Annotated in this window: 18 protein-coding genes and 1 tRNA gene; 3 read left to right on the plus strand and 16 right to left on the minus strand. The window is 39.6% G+C overall.

The window, feature by feature from the left end; translation table 11 throughout:
- Positions 1-133 precede the first annotated feature (133 nt).
- Complete coding sequence (locus T360_RS0100970; protein ID WP_028911128.1) at positions 134-523, plus strand: hypothetical protein; 390 nt, start codon at positions 134-136, stop codon at positions 521-523.
- Between the two features lie 176 nt (positions 524-699).
- Here the strand turns inward: T360_RS0100970 and T360_RS0100975 are convergent, their stop codons facing one another.
- From T360_RS0100975 to T360_RS0101035, 11 genes are all read right to left on the minus strand, one after another.
- On the minus strand, positions 700-1905 hold the full coding sequence (locus T360_RS0100975) for a hypothetical protein (protein WP_155949346.1): 1206 nt from the start codon (positions 1903-1905) through the stop codon (positions 700-702).
- Positions 1883-2131 (minus strand): hypothetical protein, encoded by a 249-nt coding sequence (locus T360_RS16115; RefSeq protein ID WP_028911130.1) that lies wholly within the window; start codon positions 2129-2131, stop codon positions 1883-1885. Before T360_RS16115 ends, T360_RS0100975 begins: the two co-directional genes overlap by 23 nt.
- 12 nt (positions 2132-2143) lie before the next feature.
- Positions 2144-4201 carry an ATP-dependent RecD-like DNA helicase gene (locus T360_RS16655; RefSeq protein ID WP_028911131.1) on the minus strand — a complete coding sequence of 686 codons (2058 nt, stop codon included), beginning with the start codon at positions 4199-4201 and terminating at the stop codon, positions 2144-2146.
- Positions 4202-4377: 176 nt separating this feature from the next.
- Positions 4378-5010 carry a hypothetical protein gene (locus T360_RS0100995; protein ID WP_028911132.1) on the minus strand — a complete coding sequence of 211 codons (633 nt, stop codon included), beginning with the start codon at positions 5008-5010 and terminating at the stop codon, positions 4378-4380.
- Between the two features lie 1121 nt (positions 5011-6131).
- Entirely contained in the window at positions 6132-6515 is a 384-nt protein-coding gene (locus tag T360_RS0101005) for a hypothetical protein (RefSeq protein ID WP_028911134.1), read from the minus strand.
- 117 nt (positions 6516-6632) lie between these two features.
- Positions 6633-7499, minus strand: coding sequence for a caspase family protein (locus T360_RS14285; protein WP_051523260.1), 867 nt, complete (start codon positions 7497-7499; stop codon positions 6633-6635).
- 7 nt (positions 7500-7506) lie between these two features.
- Positions 7507-11283 carry a CHAT domain-containing protein gene (locus tag T360_RS15585; RefSeq protein ID WP_051523261.1) on the minus strand — a complete coding sequence of 1259 codons (3777 nt, stop codon included), beginning with the start codon at positions 11281-11283 and terminating at the stop codon, positions 7507-7509.
- On the minus strand, positions 11280-12242 hold the full coding sequence (locus tag T360_RS0101020) for a bacteriophage abortive infection AbiH family protein (RefSeq protein ID WP_028911135.1): 963 nt from the start codon (positions 12240-12242) through the stop codon (positions 11280-11282). The genes T360_RS15585 and T360_RS0101020 overlap by 4 nt, the downstream gene beginning before the upstream one ends.
- A 35-nt stretch (positions 12243-12277) precedes the next feature.
- Entirely contained in the window at positions 12278-12979 is a 702-nt protein-coding gene (locus tag T360_RS0101025; RefSeq protein ID WP_028911136.1) for a hypothetical protein, read from the minus strand.
- Positions 12980-12991: 12 nt separating this feature from the next.
- Positions 12992-13588, minus strand: coding sequence for an RNA polymerase sigma factor (locus T360_RS0101030; protein WP_036928414.1), 597 nt, complete (start codon positions 13586-13588; stop codon positions 12992-12994).
- Between the two features lie 291 nt (positions 13589-13879).
- Positions 13880-13953, minus strand: a tRNA-Ile gene (locus tag T360_RS0101035).
- Between the two features lie 136 nt (positions 13954-14089).
- On the opposite strand from T360_RS0101035, the gene ribF reads away from it, so the two are divergent.
- Together ribF and T360_RS0101045 are read left to right on the plus strand one after the other, a co-directional pair.
- On the plus strand, positions 14090-15034 hold the full coding sequence (gene ribF, locus T360_RS0101040) for a riboflavin biosynthesis protein RibF (protein ID WP_028911138.1): 945 nt from the start codon (positions 14090-14092) through the stop codon (positions 15032-15034).
- A gap of 9 nt (positions 15035-15043) precedes the next feature.
- Positions 15044-15811 carry a CPBP family intramembrane glutamic endopeptidase gene (locus T360_RS0101045; RefSeq protein ID WP_028911139.1) on the plus strand — a complete coding sequence of 256 codons (768 nt, stop codon included), beginning with the start codon at positions 15044-15046 and terminating at the stop codon, positions 15809-15811.
- A gap of 170 nt (positions 15812-15981) precedes the next feature.
- On the opposite strand, the gene T360_RS14295 is transcribed toward T360_RS0101045, so the two are convergent.
- The 5 genes from T360_RS14295 to T360_RS0101070 form a co-directional block, all read right to left on the minus strand.
- The gene (locus tag T360_RS14295) at positions 15982-16458 is read right to left on the minus strand and encodes a hypothetical protein (protein ID WP_036928417.1); all 477 of its coding nucleotides are present in this window, start codon (positions 16456-16458) and stop codon (positions 15982-15984) included.
- The gene (locus T360_RS0101055; protein ID WP_028911140.1) at positions 16448-16966 is read right to left on the minus strand and encodes an RNA polymerase sigma factor; all 519 of its coding nucleotides are present in this window, start codon (positions 16964-16966) and stop codon (positions 16448-16450) included. Before T360_RS0101055 ends, T360_RS14295 begins: the two co-directional genes overlap by 11 nt.
- Positions 16967-17045: 79 nt before the next feature.
- Entirely contained in the window at positions 17046-17819 is a 774-nt protein-coding gene (argB, locus tag T360_RS0101060; RefSeq protein WP_028911141.1) for an acetylglutamate kinase, read from the minus strand.
- 25 nt (positions 17820-17844) lie between these two features.
- Complete coding sequence (locus tag T360_RS0101065; RefSeq protein WP_028911142.1) at positions 17845-18888, minus strand: GTP pyrophosphokinase family protein; 1044 nt, start codon at positions 18886-18888, stop codon at positions 17845-17847.
- Positions 18888-19190, minus strand: coding sequence for an STAS domain-containing protein (locus T360_RS0101070; RefSeq protein WP_028911143.1), 303 nt, complete (start codon positions 19188-19190; stop codon positions 18888-18890). The genes T360_RS0101065 and T360_RS0101070 overlap by 1 nt, the downstream gene beginning before the upstream one ends.
- Positions 19191-19195 lie beyond the last annotated feature (5 nt).

Below are 19195 nucleotides of genomic sequence, written 5' to 3' on the forward strand. Positions count from 1 at the left end.
TCCCCACAACATTTTAGGGAATCCGTCTTTGCTGAATAGGATATTTCTCTTTCAAACCTCACCAAATTACACTAACTTTGCACCGTAAACAAGAAACAAATGTCGAACCATTTAAAGAATAGGAGACAAGATTATGAAGACAATGAATAAGGTGATCGCAGCCATGATGATGATGGCTATCACAACCGCAATGCCAGCAATGGCCGGTAATAAGAAACATACAAATCACGGCAAGAATACAACCGTTGTGGTAGTTACTAACGACAAGAAGGTTTCGCACTTTGACAAGATGAATAATAGAACCTCTCACTTCGATGCTTATAAGAAGCATGCCTATCGTCCTGACGTGAAGACCTGTACCTTTATGGTGAGCCGTCACGATTCACACAGGAAAGTAGTTGCTAAGGTTGAGCACATGAAGGGCGTTATGGACACCAAGTGGAATCCTCGTACTCGCGAAGTAACTGTCATCTATGATGCCAAGGTTACATCAGCTCGTCATATCAAGCACTTCATGGCATAGCCATTCTACATACAATCCCAAAGAAGTCCCGGCTTGCATCTGCAGGTCGGGCTCTGATTATTAATAAAGTCATGTTTTGGGGGTATAGGAAAAACGTGAGTGGATCTGTTGTTATTAATAACACATTAGGTTATGAACGAAATGTGTTCTCCACAAATAATAATATCCCTAATAATTTATCGTATCCGCCAGCACCATTTATATTCATCCCAGTAAAAGGGTTCCTTTGGAAATAGATCTTGATTTATTAATGAGAGAGGTTTTACTGGCAAAACCTCTCTCCAAGTATCTCCTATTTTTTTGTATTGATTAATCTGGCAATCATTACAACCATAATGAGCTTCTACATAAATAGTCTGCATCTTGTAATTGATGGTCGTATATGCTTTATGAGCTGGACAACAAAGATTAATTCTTATCCAACAATAAGGTATATCGGATGACACGTCTATAACACACTTCCCTTTGTTGTCTGCTTTATATACCAAGATCTCACCATTATCTTTTCTCTCAATCTTTTCTACATTGTTGTCAAAATCCACATCATTGTAATATGTGCGATTATCATCTAACGTTACTTCATTAAATAAGAAGCTGTCATTAGCTTGAGTCATTTTTTGTTCCAATTCCCTACAAATTTGCTCAGACACTTCTTTCCCAAGATAAGCTCTATAGTTCTCACCGTTTTTTGAAGTTCTTATAACAAAGCATGAGCCTTTGCTAGTCATATAGACAGGAAATAGATTACCATGGCTATCTTCCCATGTAAATTTAGTCTTGATACAGCTGTCAGATTTAGTGGTTACAGTTTTTCGGGACGAATGTCCCATATTGGTGACTGGATATAAAAAAACGAGAAACCCACCTTCATCACGATGTGTATTACGTAGCATTATTTCTCCATTATTCCATCTGCACTTTCCGTAATATCTACCGTCGATTACCTCAGTTCCTTCCTCATATTCTTCTAAATCAGGATTACCGTATTTCTTAGAAATAGAGCTTTTGAGATTGTCAAAAGTTGCTTTGTCCTGAAGCGAAGTAAAAAGCACGACGTGTGTAATAACAGTTGTCCCATTTTTCTGCTCAAATTGAATATTTAGACCACAAGGAACACCACAAAACAACACTCGCTTTATCCCTTCTCTTTCATTGCCGAAATAATCAAATTCTTCAGTTTTTTCTACCATATTCTTAATAATCTCATCTTGATCTACTCCTTGCATAGATATTCCAAATAAAGATGGAATGTTTTCCTTTTCTGATAGTTCTGCTCGAGTTTTACTATGACTAGGCCCCCCTTGAACATTGTATAATGATACTATCACTGTTGCAAAGATTACAATTACTACGAATATTTTAAAACTCTGTTTCTTCTCCATAATATCCCTTTTCTTTAGATTGCCTCGTAGTACCAACGTTGACAGAACTTACGCTTATTCCATTCCCATCACTTTTCACACAGACTGCAGAAATAATTACATGACCTTGAATTGTATCCATGTAATAATCCAATTGATAAGCTTTTGGATTAGATTCATGATTACATCCAACACTAGTGATCAAAACCACTACTAACAACAGAACAACAAAAATCTTTTTTCTCATGATCCAAACAATTTAAATAGTAATTTTATTAATCCTTCTCCTAAGTTTTAAGCATTCCTTGCCAGAAAGATCTGCCTTCATAAGTGTCTTTCTGAAATCATCGTCAGAAACATTAGAGTCATTGAATGATAGCATGAGGCTTGCATTTTCTTCATCCTCAGACACTTCGATGGATTTTCCATTCCTTATTGCATCCTTTCTCAGAAGACAATAAGCATCAATACACTCTGGACAGATATTAATCAGTTGTTTGCAAATTGAAATATTGGGATTTCCTATCTGAGCATTAACCCTTGCCTCAAAAAGGAGCAATTTCTTATCAATGGCTTTCTTCTCCTCAGCCTCCTTAGAGGTGTTGATAATCTGATAGTTCATATCAAAAGCCTCGTCGTATCTACATAATTCATACAATGCACGTTCCTTGACAAACATCGCCTCCAAACAATTTTTTCTACTCAGTACCATATCTGCATAACCTATAGCCTCTTCATAACGATTACCATACAGACAGAAAACTGCATTAAGAAAATTACATGTCATACTGCAATCTTTAAGGAGTTTCACCTTCTTTGTACGTCCCATCAAATTCTTGTCGTCAAGCATTATGTCGAACATTTTCTTGGCAATTAATGCTGCATTTCTCAGGTCATTTCGTTTTGATTTTGCAACAACCAAGTCTAAACAAACCTTTGCAGCCAAATCATATTCTTTCTTGGCCAGATGTTTATATACCATTTTGCCGATCTCTATTTCATCGTCAATCATGACTGCATCATTGAAGGAATTGGCAAATGCACGAACTTCAGGATTCTGCATGATATGATGTGGCATGATTGGATGACTCAATGTTAAACCCTCTAATGAGCGCATACGGCTGATGGCCACATAAGCCTGTCCTGCTTGGAATGTACCTCTTGACAGATCAAAATGCATGCGGTCGAACGTCATACCCTGTGACTTGTGAATAGTGATAGCCCAAGCCAACTTGATAGGATATTGAGTGAAAGAGCCTATAATGGTAGATTCCATCTTGCGAGTGTCGCGATTGTACTGGCTCTCGACATTCTCCCAACTTACCTTATGCACCTCAATCTCACCACCGTTTTCAAGTCTGACAAGAATCTTATTCTCTTCCAAGGCTGAGACCTTTGCAATCGTTCCATTCATGTAACCAGAATTTGGATTGTTACGACAGAAAATGACTTGTGCACCAACCTTTAATCTGAGTATTTCTGGAACAGGAGCATCATTATTCTTGAATTCATCCTTTATTTCTGCTCGATACAGGAACTCTTCTTCCTCAATCTCATTAAGTTTCTGCTCATTTATCTTCTCTGCCATATAGTTAAATGAGGTAAGGGTTACAGAGAAATCTTCATTATTCTCCTCTGTTCCTACGTGCTTATTAAGCAAAGCGAGATCTTCTGATTTTACCTCACCATTCCGCATTTTGTTGAGAATCGTTAGAAAATCCTCATCGCTTTGGCGATAAACCTTTTGGAACTCGATCTTTGGCAAGTTCATTCTCTTCAGAACGAAAGCCTTGTAGAAAAAAGGGAGTCCTGGCCCATACAGGTCGCGAAGCATTTCTGCATCCGCTGATCCCTGCTTCACTACTGGAGGAAGTTGGAACAGATCGCCTACAAACACTACCTGCTTTCCACCAAAAGCCATATTGGTTTCAAATGCCATTCTGAGGTATCTGTCCATGCCGTCAACCATATCGCTTCTGACCATAGATGCTTCGTCTACAATGATTGTGTCTATTTCCCTTAGAAGCATCTTTTTCTCAGGAAGAACTTCTAATTTTGTATGTGGTCCCATCGTCTGGAAAGGAAATCCAAAGAATGAGTGCATCGTCTGGCCACCAACAGCTATAGCAGCTATCCCAGTGGGGGCAAGAACTAAAAAATTCTTGCTGATCTCAGCCTGTATGCGCTTGATGAACGTTGTCTTACCAGTACCGGCCTTACCTGTGATAAAAAGGCAAGTGTTAGTATTTGCTACCAAGTCGAACGCCTTCTGCTGTTCAACGTTGTTCTTGTCGATTTGAATGTTTAAACTTTCCATATTATTTTTTTTGTTTCTACCCTTTATGACAGAACAAGTCCAAAAGTTACAGTATGTCGTTCGATGTTTGCAAAATTTAACAAAAAAGCGGATGGAGTGTTTCACAACAGTCCATCCCATCTTACAACTATGAATATTACCTTTATATTATGGCTACAAGTGTTCTATTGTAATTGTTAGTTTATTGATGGCCTATCCGAGTATTGGTCAATCAATTTTTGAAACTTTTCCTTATTATAACCCATATCATTTGCAATGTTATATAAGAATTCATAAGCTTCCGCTTTGCCAGACATCTTGGTGAGATCATAGCAAGTGAGGAGGATGAACTCTCTTGATTTTGTATCTTTGATGGTCAAAACGGTGTCTATTAGCTTGTCTGCGTCTTGATATTTAGGTAAGGCAGCTGTAAGAGTTTCTTTATAATTGCCAATTCCGAACCAGATGGCTGATTGATATGAAACCATGTAAGCTGCTCCATCAGTTGTCAGGTCGTCATTATAACCAGCGAAGAATGCTATTAAACAGAGAGCCGCTTCTTTTTGCTCAAAAGTAACGGATGTTGTTTTCTCTAATGGTTCTGTAACCATGCTCATTTCTTTTTCTATTGGTTTTATAGATTCCTTCTTTACCGAAGGAACTGAACCGGAACTATTTTCTTTGTTTTCTTCACGTTCTCTCTTTAAATAAAGTAATACTCCACCGATTCCTATCCAAAAAAGTGGACCAAATACGCTATTACCTTTTGATGCAGCACCTAAGAAAGCCAGTGCGCCAATTACGATAAATACCCAACCTGCTGTTCTCATAATTCTTTTCTTCTATTTATTTGTTATCTTCTAGCTTCTTTGAACATGCTACGGCTATAATGCCTACAAGCAAATTAACCAGTGAAAGGACAAAAGCCAGTCCAAAACCAATTTTGCGAGTTCTACCCCAGCAACCAACTGCGTATGCTAATGATACTGCAATAACTAAGAAAAATATAGTCTCCATAAATCAAAATTTAAATTGTTATTAATGTTTGTTTCTACCCTTAATGACATATAAAAGCAAAAGGTTAACAGTATAGATGAATTTTTTAATTTGATTGTAAAAACAACTCAAAACTCTCAAACACCTTTTCATCCTTATTGGCAGGGAAAGTCCATACTTTCTTCTGTTTGCCAGATGCTATCACTGTAATCGTTAGTGGTTTGTGCTCCGTGATTGGGGCGTTTAGTCTTACTATTACATTGACATCATTTCTTCTGTATATTGATTCAGGGAAATCCGTATTGTAAGTGTTATGTTTAACCAATTCAAATCCTTTATTCTCAAAATATCGGTTAATCCACCTGGTATGTACGAGAAAATCAAACGGGTATTTCGAACGGAATCCTAATTCTAAGAGGATGGCAAAAAGCAATAGGAAGTAAATAACACCTCCAATAAGTATTACTATTATCAACCATGTCCACATCTCGTAATATATGAGAATTCCAAGAAGTCCAAGATGAACTAATGCTAGTATGCACGATTTTCGCATTTCCTAGGTGAATTATCAGTGAATGATACTATAGAATTATCCATTTTCGCTAATTAAATATTGAAGCAATGCCACTGATGATGGCTACAAAAAGAAGGAACATAATCACTCCTAATACTTGTGCCAAGATTGTTGATCCAATAAAACCTAAGAAGCTGTTAGAATGATAGATTTCCTCACCTCTCTTGTTTACCATTGTGTAACGAGTCTTTGTTTCCATAACTATGAATATTTAAATTGTTATTAATGCTTGTTTCTACCCTTTATGACAGAAATAATGGAAAGGTTAACAACTCATCGTATTCATTTTCGAAAAAAAAGATGGCGTGTTTCTCAACAGACCATCTTTCTAGCGCCGTATGATTTACATACTTATGGAAAGTTATTGTAATTGAGAGTGAGTTATTCACCTATCAACTCGAAATAGCCAGTAAGCTCAATAATCCTCAATGGACTGAGCATGGCAAATCGAATACATGTTTTGTTAGCAAAGATTTCACAGACAAGCGGATCTGTAGGGTCTTGCCAACTAAAGTTATCAGGAAGGCGACCATACATAATACGATCTTCAAGAATGTCACCACGTTCAACACCAAACACTGGTAGCCCAAAATTCCGTTTCATATTCATGGGCATATTCCCTTCCAAGTGGAACATGGCACAATTATTAATCACTTTAGAGATGATTTGAATATCTACATTCTGATGGCCAATACAAATACCATCTTTGTACTCTTCATAACGTGTTGCTCTGAACACAAATGGGGTAAGATAAATACTCTTCATAACTTCTATTGTTTTTTACGATAATTGCTATTTGTTTCTATATCTCTATGACAAATAGCAGTAAAAGGTTAACAAACGATAGAAAAAAGAGCATCAAATTAAACTTTTTCTCTTTTTTTATTTGCTATATTCCATAACCAAGTTTTGATTTATTAATCGAGGATCTTTTTCCATCATTTCTTTCACCGTCCCTATCCATTTGCTGTCTTTAGACAGCTCATGATTAGATAGAACTCGGTTTATATAATAGGATAAAGCACCAAAGTGCTTACCACCTTCTACTATTTCTTTGTTGACCTGATGAGATCTACAAGCCTCTATAAAAACTACTTTTCCAAGTGATGGTGAGGAAGGTATGTTATAGTAATTGCCTTTCTCTAACTTTTGAGGACGATAATATTTGCCACTACGTGTAAAACCAGCTTTCGTGCCTCGAATTACATCATCTTCAATTCCCATGGAAGCCTTTCCTGCATGGCATGCATCTATTACGACATATAGCATTCCTTTTGTACCGATTACCTTTCTAATTCTTGTGCAGTACTCATGCAGCTCGTCGTCTATCAAGTGGTTCTCTCCCTCGTATTTTCCCTTGGTATATTCAATCGGTGCGTCCACAGGCACAATAGATTCGTCCCAACCGTCATCCTCATCACCACTTTCGTCCTCGAATGGTTGTCCATGAGTGGAAAAGTGTAGATAAACAATGTCGCCAGTTTTACATTGAGATATCAACACTTTCAAGGCTTTATCAATCCCTGTCTTAGTAGCTCCTTTGTCATACAAGCATGATACAGATGCACCCCATTTTTTAAGGGTAGGACACAACATGTCAATGTCGTTTTTGCCATGAATATTATTCCATCCGCCATATTTATTGACACATTGATAGTCGGAAATACCAACTAGTAAGGCTCGTTTGTTTTGAGCCATAACCAGTTGTGTAAATATTGATATTGTCACGATAAATAGTATTCTCTTCATAACTGTTTCATTCTATTAAGATAAATGAATTACGAGTATCTTCATCAGCATTATCCATAGCTTCCCCAAACGAGTCATAGATGGACTTTCCGATTGTAAGATTCTTGTAGAAATTAATCATGAATGATTGCGTTAGCTCATCGTCCACTTTCTTTAGACTTACAATCATATTTTTTGCACCTGCAATCCGAAATGCTCGTTGAAGCCCCCAAACGCCATCTATATTGGTTTTACCTAAACCTGTATCGCAAGCCGATAACACAACGAGTTTTAGATTTGGGAAATGTAGGTTCTCTATTTCATCACATGTCAGGATTCCATCATCCATATTGTCCAATGTGTCACCATTAAGTCCTCTGTTTGCACCAGTAAACAAAAGACCTGATTCATAGTTATCAGAATTAAAGAATCCGTGTGTTGCAATGTGTATAATATCAATATTTTTCCTACTGAAATCCTTGATTACAGACTCAGTGGCATTGTTTTCCGTATATGCTTGTATTTTAATATTGTTTCGTTTGAACATATCAGAAATAGAGTCTATTTCAATCTTTGTTCCTGGTAAAGGTTGCCAGACAGTACCTCTGCTTTGTGAAGTTTCTGTTGTTGATTTATCATTGAATCGTGGATTTCCTATTGCTACGACATTCTTAATGTTAATTCTATTTTCTTTGCGAATGTTGCTTAAGTTTAGAACGCGATGAACCTCTATATTTGGAAAACTACTTCTAAAAAAAGACTCTATTGGAGTAATAGACATCGTTTCAGAAGGAGAAAAGAAAACTCTTTTTGCCCCCTTAATATTTGACGAAACTTTTTCTAAAGATTCATGAGATAATGTTTTAACCCCATCTGCAAAAGTAATTCGTTTGAGTTCTATAGGTTTATCCTTTTTGATAATATAAGCGTAAATAGTTGTAGTGTCAACATTGATAAAGTCTATAGCGACATCACCTTTTAAAAGTTTCTTCTTTACGTATGTTATGTTACTATTGACAATATTTTTTAATCTTTTTGTTGATAAATCATTATATACGATACTACGGCTAATAGAATCCGGGCTACTTATAATATGATCAGAGACACTAATTGCAGGTTCACTTCCTTCTTCGGTGTTTATTCCATGAGACTGAGATGTCTCTGAAACAAGAATGTTTTTCCCTAAACGCGATAGTTCGTCATTAATTGCTTTTGTTGTTTGTGTTAAGCGACCTTTGCAGAAAAGAGAAGCATTCACTGCATTCTCTATAGATTTTGGTGTACAGGCATATTGGGCCAAACTTATCTGCCAACCTTTGAGAAGTTGCAAAAAATTCACCCTTTCCTGGTCTGTTATATGATACCATTTTGATTCAACATCTTGGTACCATATAGATATATATTTATCTTCCGTAATATCAAATTTGTCATATTCACCTAATTCCTTATATATATCCATAAGGTCTCCATATATGCGTGTCCCTGCAATAGAAAAATCTGAGGAAGACAAATAACTTTCATAATAAGCAGCAGCTTTCTTTAAATCTTTTCTAGAATACTGCTCGTACAGTCCCAGATAATAATCTCTTTCATGTTCGCACTCTTGGGGCAATTTTGTTGATTTTATTACTTCTGCTAAACTATCTGCCTTGACATCATATCCAAATCTGCTATATGTATCTAATAATTGAAATCTTCGATAAATATATGTGTTATTCATTTCTCCCTGCATTTGTTTTCTCATAGCCAAGGATTGCTCGGCAGCATAAACTAATTGAGGGTCATATCCATGAGATAACCCAAACATTACAGTTCTATCGCAGAAATCTAGAAAATCTATACTAATGTCTTTGCTATTTCGAATATATACATCAGAAGCATGTTTATATAATAGAGCTGCCTGTTCAACATCCATCACCGAATTATAGTAATCGGCTATATCCGCTATAATGTGAGCATACATTATGCTGTCTGAAGTGTTATTATTATCAAATATTTTTAAGGCTTGTTGAAGTGCGGAAAACCTAAGATGTAAATCTGGAGCGACTTTTGCCTTATTCATATAATGGGTTATTTGTCGATTAACCAAAAGTTGAACATTTTTTGAAGTCTCATATTGTTCAGCCTCGCAGAAAGTCTTATATGCTTTATTACGGTCTATATTAGCAAGAATATTAGCTTTTGTGTTTAAAAACGTATAATGATCGATTGGGTTGTCTGTTTTTGGTTCATATTTATCAAGAAAATCCAATGCGACTTTTTCATTATTTTCATCAACCAAAAGAGATGATAAATTAACGGCATATAATGATTTCGTATTCCTATCATCTGCCTTATCAATAGCCTTTATAAAGGAAATTACTGCAGGTTCATTCATGCCCAACGATTTATAACACATTGCTGCTTGATTGTATATCTTGTGTGAAAAAACATTTGTAGAATCTGTAGCCGAGAAATAGTCATTACATAAAGAAAGTGCCTTGTGATATTTATTTTGCCTACGCAAGCTAAATAAATATCCCGATAATGAATTAACATATTCCTCAGAGTCTATTCCGAATGCATTTTGAGAAACCTGTACAGCAAGACTATCATAATATGCGACTCTTTCTATGTCATTACGCCATAAATCATAGCGATTAGCTTGCTCTATCAATTCTTTGTAATAGACAGCAGATTTCTCTCCATAATAATTTTTTGTTGCTTCAATGTTTTTATCATAGAATAACAAAGCGTTTGTTTTATCAAATAATTCGTGTTCATAGTAGTAGGCAACCCACAACCAATTATGGGTTTTGAGGGTCGATTTACTTCCATGAAAATGCCAATTCAAGTCATCTCGATTATTGCTTTGGGCAAAGGATATTGCTTTAATCAAGTAATCAACACAACGTTGAGGATTATTATAGATGGAGAAACCTGTGGAATTCCATTTGTAATAATCAAATATATCCTCAATGCTGAAGTTGGAAAATCTTTTAGAGTTTTCAATGATGTCAAAAATAAAGTAGTCTTGATGTTTTGACGCTTCATGACATAGTGTCTGTATGTCCAAGAATCTATTATCCTCAAATTCTATTATACATTTTGCGATATCAGACTTGTTCCTATCGGAAAGAATCTCGTAATTGGTATTTAAGAAATAGTTAATTATAGTCCTCTTGTCTTGATGTGAAATTTCTGTATCACTAATTAGTTTGTCAAAAAAAGCTAAAAAGTCATTGTTTTTATGATGCGTTATATACAATTCTGCCAGGACACAATATGCTCCGGCTAATTCATTTGAGTTATTTGATTTCTTGGCAAAATCAAAACGCTTTTGTCCCCAATATATTGCTTTATTAAAATCGCCTAAATAACTGTATACATCAGAAAGTCCAACAGTAAATATATATTCGTTTGTTTCAGCTTGATGATAGTGCATTTCCAGAGATTTAAGGAAACTAATGAGATGCTTACGTTTCTTTATTCTAACATGATTATGTGCACTCTCAGTTAAAACGACACTGCAAGCATCAATTAGGTTCCTGTATTGCATAGATGTTACTCCATATTTGTTTTCTATTTGTGGAATGATTGTGTTTAGCCGAGTAGCGATACTGTCATAATATGAAACCATTAAAGAATCTTTCAGGTTATTAGCAACAAGATTGAGCAAAGTGTTTTCATATACAGTACTAGCAATGCCAACAGACGCTTCTGTAAATTTTAACCACTGCCAATCTTTTTCAAAAGACTGAGCCCGAACAATACAACAATTATTCAGAAGAATAATGACCAATATGAGTATCTTGTTTATTTTCATACGTGTATATCAAGATATTTAATCCCATTAATCATTGTAATGTTTTGTATATCATATCTTATGACGAAATCCATTAATCGCCTTCTATCATCTTGCGAATACCATGAAATCACCCAATGTGTTTCTGGCTTTGTTCGCCTAATAATTTTCTCTAAATAAGGCATATCTATGGATGAAAACGAGAATCCATACACATATATCCTTTCGACATCAAGGATATCATTAAAGAATTGTTGATTCTTTTCTATACACCCCTCTACATCTTTCTTCAAAGACACTATAGATTCTAACGAGCTCAAAGTTGCCAGATCTTTATGTTTTGGTGTAACTAACTGAATCCTAGTCAGCATATTTAGCTTCTTATTCCAGACTTCACCTATTCGTGGTTCGTGACATTTAAGCATATCATTCAACTCTTCTTCTCCTAATCCGTGACCAACTACCATTGAATCCTTGTCATCAATTACGCCATGGATATGATAAACACGCTTGGCATCTATCTCGTAGATGTCCTCAAGAGTCTTGGTATAGTTAAAAGTGAGGAATATGCTACCTTCGCTTGGAAATAGTATCTTTTTTTCTTGGGGTCTCTTCTCATACGCCTCTGACAACCATTTCTGAAAGTCATGTCTCAAAGAATCTTTAATACTGTCAAATTCTTCCATAACTTTCCGAGAGGTAAACTCTGTTTTTTCTTCTATCGAACCTTCTTTAATATATTCAGGGTCATATAAGTTCCCTTTTTTGTTGGCATAATAGCTAATGTTTAATTGGGCTAGGCTATTCTCAAAATCTCTCCACCAATTATATTCCCAGGCACTATTATAAACCTGAGTTAATTTAAAGAAAAGACCTGCATCGTTTTTCTTCACCCATTTCATGAAATCCTCAAAACCACAACGAATGTCATGATGCAGGTCAAAACCATTACCAATTATGTATAGGTTCTTGTATATCATAGAAAATGTTAATTATGAGCCATTATTGCCTCTCATTATCTATTTAAGACCTCTCTTATCTTATCACCAAGAGCCGTTCCTTCAGGATATACTTGTTTCATTTCCTTCAGGATTTCTTTGGCCTTGGCTTTCTCATAGTTCTCCAAATAGCCTATAGCAAGATTCCACCCAATATACGGAGAATAATCTGTATAATCATTGTAGGACTCCTGTTTTGACAGCTCCCATAACGTTTTGAGCCGAGAAGTGGTATTATCCAAATCTCTGTTTTGTGCTACATTATCGAAGAGAGCCTTCAGCTCTGATTCTACATCGGTGTTTAATTCTCCTCTTACAATAGATGAAGTTGGAAATGCATTAGCATATTCTTTTCCCAAGTTTGTTGTATCGTAATAGTCGTAGGATTTGAAACCGACAAATACAATAAACACCACTGATGCAGCAATAGCAAGCCATCTAGTTGAGCGATTCTTTCTGGCAGTTACCCGGTTGGCTATATTTCGTATCGTTTGCTCATCAGTTCGTTGGAACATTTCTTTCAGTTCTTCGTCAACTTGCTTCATCCCCTTTACAAGTCTTGCTTGGGCTATGGCCTGATTACGCAGTTCCTCATTATTCTTCAGTTCTATCTGGAAAGCATCTTCTTCATCAGCCTCCATAAGCCCTTGCATAAAACGACTTATTCGCTCGTCATTTACCAAATCTTTTTCTTGGATTATATTCTCTTTTCCATTCATAACGACTCTGTTTTAGAATAATGATTTGCTCATTTCGCTATACCTTATACGGAATTTCTCACAGCAGCGGTGTTTCGTAACCTTAACAGCATTCTCGCTCGCATAGTTAAACATTTCTGCAAGCATCTTCATTGAGTGACCATCGCCATAGTAGCCCCATAAAAGTTCGTTACAAGGTGAAGGTAAGTTTTTAACAATATCCCTTACTAGAGCTTCTTTCTCCTTTTGAATATTCTCATGGGCATCTTCCAAAGAAAGAATCCTTTCAACCTGATCTTCTTGGTAATCATGGTGATCCCTATTTGGATTTATCTCATATGGAGTCGTCACATATCTACTCTTGGATCTTAATAGCTCCATGGTCTTATTACGACAGATTGTCATGAAGTAAGTTGAACTTGACATGCCTGTACTGTCGAGGTTCACTTTGTTTTCTTTATAATTTTTCCACAAAATGACTAAAGAATCTTGGAATACGTCAGCACATTCATCCTCTGACAAAGAATATCGACTAATCAGATATGCCCTCGTCTTTTGCCATTGTTTTTTGGCAAAATCATCAAGAATTACTTCTATCTCATCCTTTTTCTTTCGTAAGCTAATAAGCATAACACATATTGAGGATTTCATTTATTCTTAATAATGGGACAAATATACGAAGTTTTTCTGAAAAATAGGGTTTATAGGGCGCATTTTACACATTATTTAATATTGAAAAGATGTAAACGACTATATTTATATGCATTTTTTGGTAACCTTTTCCTTTTCAAGAATACTCTTGAGATAACTGTTGATTTCAGAATGTATCTATGTCTCACTTTTGGGGCTAAAAGGTCACCTGAAGGTCACCTAAAAAGAAAAAGCACTTGCGAGAAACTCGTAAGTGCTTGATTATTAGTGTGGACCAGCTTGGGCTTGAACCAAGGACCTCCAGATTATGAGTCTGTTGCTCTAACCAACTGAGCTACAAGTCCAATGCTTTTGCTTCTGAAAAGCGTGTGCAAAGGTACGGTAAATTCTTTAATTATCCAAATTATTAAGAGAAAATAACTAAAAATGACTTATCGGAAGGGGCGATTTGCGGATTTTTGAGTATCTTTGCAGACCAAAATGGAAATAATAAATGATTTGACGCAGGCAATAGATATGCCCGAGTGCGCTGCTACGATTGGCGTGTTTGACGGGGTGCATGCTGGTCATCAGTTTGTGATTAAGCAGATGATGGCCGATGCACAGCAGCGGGGCTACAAGTCGATGGTGATAACCTTCGACAGGTTGCCGCAGCTGTTGTTTGTGCCCGATTTCCAACCACAGTTGCTTACTTCGCTCGACGAAAAGTGCCAGTTGATAGAGGGCCTGGGGGTTGACTATCTAGTGGTGCTGCCCTTTACGCAAGAGATGGCTAGTCTGACAGCTCGTGAGTTTATGGTCCAAGTGCTGCAACAGCGTTTAGGTGTGAAAGTGCTGCGCATTGGCTATGACAACCGTTTTGGTCGTGGTCGTAGTGAGAGCTTTGACGATTATGTAGGCTTCGGGCGTGAGTTGGGCATGGTTGTGCGACAAGCTACAGAGAAAGATATCGAGGGCTTTAGTGATGCGGTGAGTTCATCGCTCATCAGGCGTTTGATGGCTGATGAAGGGCGTGTAGGGGATGCCAGACGCCTACTGACGCGTGCCTATCAGTTGAGGGGCCGTGTGGTGAGTGGAGAACATATAGGTACAGGGTTAGGCTATCCCACTGCAAATATAGAGCCGGAGAATAGCGACAAGCTTCTGCCGTTGGCTGGTGTTTATGCCGTATGGGTCTGCATAGAGGGCGGGCAGCGTATGCCGGCCATGATGAATATTGGCTGTCGCCCCACGTTTAATGGACAGCGCCAAACGCTTGAAGTGAACATCCTAGACTTTAGCGGCGATCTGTATGGTCGTACGCTTACAATTGGCTTTGTGGATCGTGTGCGCAGTGAACAGCGCTTTGCCTCGCCAGAACAGCTGATAGCGCAGTTAGAGGCTGACAGAGCGTATGTAAGAAATTTGTTTAAAATCCAGAAATAATAAAAGAAAATGAGAAAGGCATTGGCATATACTGTGATATTTGCTGCTCTGCAGGTGTTTGTATCTACAGTGGCACAATTGATGTGGACCATGGTGCTGAAGCACGATGGCGTGATGAGTACCACAGCAATGATCATCACACTATCAACCTTTAATGTGCTGGCTATGGTATTGTTCCTGGCTACTAAGTGGACTGTGGTGAGTCGTCACTGGGTTCGCACTCGTCCATGGGCTGTGCTATTCTGGTGTGTGATGGCAGCCATCGGGCTGATTGTGCCATCTGTATGGTTGCAGGAACACATGCCTGACCTGCCTAACCTGATGGGCGAGGGTGTGGAAGAGATGATGGGTAGTAGGCTGGGCTATGTGGTAGTGGGGCTGCTGGCGCCGCTGGTTGAAGAGATGGTGTTTCGCGGTGCCATACTGCGCAGTCTGCTCAAGTGGAGCAGCAACCACTGGTTGGCCATCGCCATATCGGCAGGCTTATTTGCCTTGTCGCACTTTAATCCGGCACAGATGCCTCATGCTTTTCTTGTTGGATTGTTGTTAGGGTGGATGTACTACCGAACCGATAGTATCGTACCCGGGGTGGTGCTGCATTGGGTGAACAATTCGATAGCTTATGCTGTATTCAACCTCTCGAAGGCTGCCTACGGCACTGCCGATACTACGCTGGCTCAGTTGGTAGGTGAGGAGCGTGTGCTGCTGGCTGTGGGGTTCTCGTTGCTGATGCTGCTACCCGCACTCTATCAGCTGAATTTACGCATGAAGAAATAGATTTAAAACCAATAGATATTGAAGAAGGCTGCTCCCGATGCGTTCGGAGGCAGCCTTTACTTCAGCGTTAGTATTTCCTGAAAATTTGAGAGAAATGTACGAAGCTTCACAGCTTCTCCATCTTAATTGTTTTACTTGTTTTATTTATAAAGAAAGCATAGAAAAAAATCTTATTCAAACAGCGCGGACTGCTCCGTGGCACTCATCTTCAGAGTATCGGTCATGTTCTCGGCCTGCATGGTGCCAAGGCTGTTAACGGAGTCGGCCTGGTGCTGCTGGTGGAACTTGGCATACGCCTCCTTTGGATCGTCCCATCCGCGGTCCCAAGGGGCCTGTGCGGCGTTACCCAAAGTAAGAATGATGGCCACCACAGCTGCAGCACGGAACAGTGGCATGAGGCGCTGGGTGATGCTTACCACCTTGGCCTTAGGCTGCTCTTCCTCGCCTATCATTGCGAGCATACGGGCATCAAAGTCATCGCCCAGCTCGGGCTTCTCCTGCTGTAGCTCAAACAGTGCCTTGTACTGCTTGAGACTGGCTGGAACATCCTCCTGACTAAAGAAGGTGCGCAAAATGGACTCCTCCTGCAGTGTGGTCTCACACTGCCAGTAGCGCTCCAGTAACTGTTCGATGTACTTATAATCCATATTTCTCGGTTTCAATATATTTTTGTCGGATGGCCTGGCGAGCTCGGAAGATGTTTACCTTTACCTGCTCTTCGCTGATAGCCATAATCGACGCTATTTCTTTATAACTCTTACCTTCGAACTCGCGCAACTGCATGGCACTGCGTTGTTTCTCTGGCAACTCACTAATCAACTGGCGTATCAGCTCGATACGATCGCGCTGCATGGCCTGTTCCTCAGGGTTGGAGGCGTAGCTTTGGTCGGGCTTTTCGTGGTGACCTTCTTCCAGACTCTGATTCTGGTTTTCTAACTTTCGCATTCTGTCGAGTGCCAGATTGCGGCAGATAGTGAGACAAAAGGCTTCTATCGATTCGATTTCATCCCATGTTTCTCGGCGATTCCACACCTTGATCATTGTGTCTTGTACTACATCCTCTGCCTCTGCAGGGTTGAGGGTGATGCGGAGGGCAAGCCTGTAGAGCTCGTTCTTCAGCGGTAAGATGTCGTTTTTAAAACTTATCTTTTTCATCCTCTCTTATTATATGACGATTAGCCTGGGGCAAAAGTTACAAGTAAAACAATATTTTTCTCTTTTTTTTCTGTGTACCTCAAAATATCTGTGTACCACTCTGTCCGTCGATGGCTGTGGCCAGGGTAATGATGACCCTGCTCACACCAGCATCGATGGCATTCAGCGCATTTTCTATCTTTGGCAGCATGCCGCCACTGATGGTGCCATCGGCCTTATAGTGCTCAAAGTCGGCACGGGTGATGGTGGGAATGACCGAATTGTCATCATCGGGATTTCTCAGCACACCTTTTTTCTCAAAACTATAGATGAGTGTTACATCGTAGAATGGGGCCAAGGCTTTGGCTGTTTCGCTGGCGATGGTGTCGGCATTGGTGTTAAGGATGTGGCCTTCTCCATCGTGGGTCAGGGGTGCCATCACAGGGGTGATACCACTCTCGATAAGATGGCTAAGCATCTGCCCGTCGGCTTTATCCACGTCGCCTACAAAGCCAAAATCTATGCCATCTTTGATGGGGCGTTTGTGGCTCCTGATGACATTGATATCGGCGCCTGTCAGGCCTAAGGCATTTACGCCATTGGCCTGAAGGCGGGCCACCAGACTCTTGTTGACCAGTCCACCATAAACCATGGTAACCACGCTGAGCATATCGGCATCGGTGATGCGGCGACCGCCCACCATCTTTGATTCTATGCCCAAACTGGCTGCCACCTGTGTTGCACGGCGCCCACCACCATGGATGAGCACTTTCTTGCCTTCGATGGCACTGAAGTCCTTGAGTAGTTGGGTTAACTGCGTCTCATCTTCTACCACAGCGCCACCTACTTTTACGATTGTTAGTTTCTGTTTCATTTATATATCATTTGTATCAAAACTACTACTGGCCAATAGCTGAATATTGCTTTGTCATGGCATCGGCCAGCAGCGTGTTACTTTCATTGGCACCGTAAAGGGTGTCGTAAATCAGTTTCACATCCTCGCGACTGCCACCGTTCTTCAGGGCGTACACCACACAGAGGTTCTGCAGACCGACTGTTTCAGACAGGATGTCAAGATCGGTTACAGCCAGTTGTGACAGTGCCAGCTGATAAGCTGTATCGCTCAGTTCGTCAACCATCGCCTGCACCTGTCCTAGCGACTCCATTCCGAAATGCTCAAGCACCGGCAGGAATGGCATGAGTGAGGCTGGGAACAGTTCTGCCTGATTAACGGCAGCTATGCGCTGGTTGAGTCTATCGAATGGTCGCAACTCAAGATAGCTTCTGAAAGAGTCGGTAGAAAGTGATACCTCGCCCAGATTACCCGACTTGACCAGAGCTTGTACTTGACGCCTATACTCGGTCATGGTGGTACGCAGGCGACTGAACTCGTCATCAGCAAGCTCGAGCATACCAGCCAGGCGACTGAACTGACGACGGAACTGTGGGGGTAGTTTGACTGCTCCTTTGTAACCAATGTCGTGCTCGATGGCTGACCACGTGTGTTGCAGTGCGGTGCGTATCTGTATCTCGAACGGGATACTTCCCTCTTTCAGCGTGCAAATGTAGTGCAGTGAGTTATATCCAAAACTGGTAAGCTCGTGCAGTTTTCGCTTATCGACAGAGTTACCCCAGTCGACATTGAACAACTGACTCACGATGGCTGCTACCTTATCAACATCATCGGTATAGAAGGTTACGATGCGCAAGCCAACCAAATCGGTGATGTCGTTTAGTGTGTGGTATTTCTCACCTTTGCGCTCTAACTTACCAGCAAATGAAGCCTCGGTTTTTACGCGGTGCTCTATGCTGTTAAGTTCGATACCCTGATGTGACAGCGTATTCTGCAGCAACTCGAAAACCTGTTTGTCGAGCTGTAGCAATTGTGGCTGCAGGTCTCTGAAGTCCTGCAGCAATGCTTCGCAATGGGGCGACAGTCGCATTATTTAAACTCAAAGAGGTTAATGAAGCCTGTCATGGCAAAAACTTGGCGCAGGTCCTCGTTCAAGCCGCGCAGGAAAACATGACTACCCTTTGGCTTAGCTGCCTTTAAGAGGGCAAGGAACAGGCGCAGTCCACTAGATGAGATATACTCAAGTGCAGAACAGTCAAGGATAATGTCGTGACCATCACACTCATAGAGTGGGGCCATACTCTTTTCTACCTCGGCCGATGCTGCTGTGTCAAGACGGCCTTCGAAGTACATTACGTAGTTCTTCTCTTCTTCTTTAAATGTTGTTTTCATAATTA

Source organism: Prevotella sp. MA2016 (assembly GCF_000619825.1).
In the GTDB taxonomy this organism is placed as follows: domain Bacteria; phylum Bacteroidota; class Bacteroidia; order Bacteroidales; family Bacteroidaceae; genus Prevotella.

Excerpts from the sequence above, each read along its gene's own strand:
- T360_RS0100970 (WP_028911128.1), top strand. The coding sequence starts at position 134 with ATGAAGACAATGAATAAGGTGATCGCAGCCATGATGATGATGGCTATC.
- T360_RS0100975 (WP_155949346.1), bottom strand. The coding sequence starts at position 1,905 with ATGGAGAAGAAACAGAGTTTTAAAATATTCGTAGTAATTGTAATCTTT.
- T360_RS16115 (WP_028911130.1), bottom strand. The coding sequence starts at position 2,131 with ATGAGAAAAAAGATTTTTGTTGTTCTGTTGTTAGTAGTGGTTTTGATC.
- T360_RS16655 (WP_028911131.1), bottom strand. The coding sequence starts at position 4,201 with ATGGAAAGTTTAAACATTCAAATCGACAAGAACAACGTTGAACAGCAG.
- T360_RS0100995 (WP_028911132.1), bottom strand. The coding sequence starts at position 5,010 with ATGAGAACAGCAGGTTGGGTATTTATCGTAATTGGCGCACTGGCTTTC.
- T360_RS0101005 (WP_028911134.1), bottom strand. The coding sequence starts at position 6,515 with ATGAAGAGTATTTATCTTACCCCATTTGTGTTCAGAGCAACACGTTAT.
- T360_RS14285 (WP_051523260.1), bottom strand. The coding sequence starts at position 7,499 with ATGAAGAGAATACTATTTATCGTGACAATATCAATATTTACACAACTG.
- T360_RS15585 (WP_051523261.1), bottom strand. The coding sequence starts at position 11,283 with ATGAAAATAAACAAGATACTCATATTGGTCATTATTCTTCTGAATAAT.
- T360_RS0101020 (WP_028911135.1), bottom strand. The coding sequence starts at position 12,242 with ATGATATACAAGAACCTATACATAATTGGTAATGGTTTTGACCTGCAT.
- T360_RS0101025 (WP_028911136.1), bottom strand. The coding sequence starts at position 12,979 with ATGAATGGAAAAGAGAATATAATCCAAGAAAAAGATTTGGTAAATGAC.
- T360_RS0101030 (WP_036928414.1), bottom strand. The coding sequence starts at position 13,588 with ATGCTTATTAGCTTACGAAAGAAAAAGGATGAGATAGAAGTAATTCTT.
- ribF (WP_028911138.1), top strand. The coding sequence starts at position 14,090 with ATGGAAATAATAAATGATTTGACGCAGGCAATAGATATGCCCGAGTGC.
- T360_RS0101045 (WP_028911139.1), top strand. The coding sequence starts at position 15,044 with ATGAGAAAGGCATTGGCATATACTGTGATATTTGCTGCTCTGCAGGTG.
- T360_RS14295 (WP_036928417.1), bottom strand. The coding sequence starts at position 16,458 with ATGGATTATAAGTACATCGAACAGTTACTGGAGCGCTACTGGCAGTGT.
- T360_RS0101055 (WP_028911140.1), bottom strand. The coding sequence starts at position 16,966 with ATGAAAAAGATAAGTTTTAAAAACGACATCTTACCGCTGAAGAACGAG.
- argB (WP_028911141.1), bottom strand. The coding sequence starts at position 17,819 with ATGAAACAGAAACTAACAATCGTAAAAGTAGGTGGCGCTGTGGTAGAA.
- T360_RS0101065 (WP_028911142.1), bottom strand. The coding sequence starts at position 18,888 with ATGCGACTGTCGCCCCATTGCGAAGCATTGCTGCAGGACTTCAGAGAC.
- T360_RS0101070 (WP_028911143.1), bottom strand. The coding sequence starts at position 19,190 with ATGAAAACAACATTTAAAGAAGAAGAGAAGAACTACGTAATGTACTTC.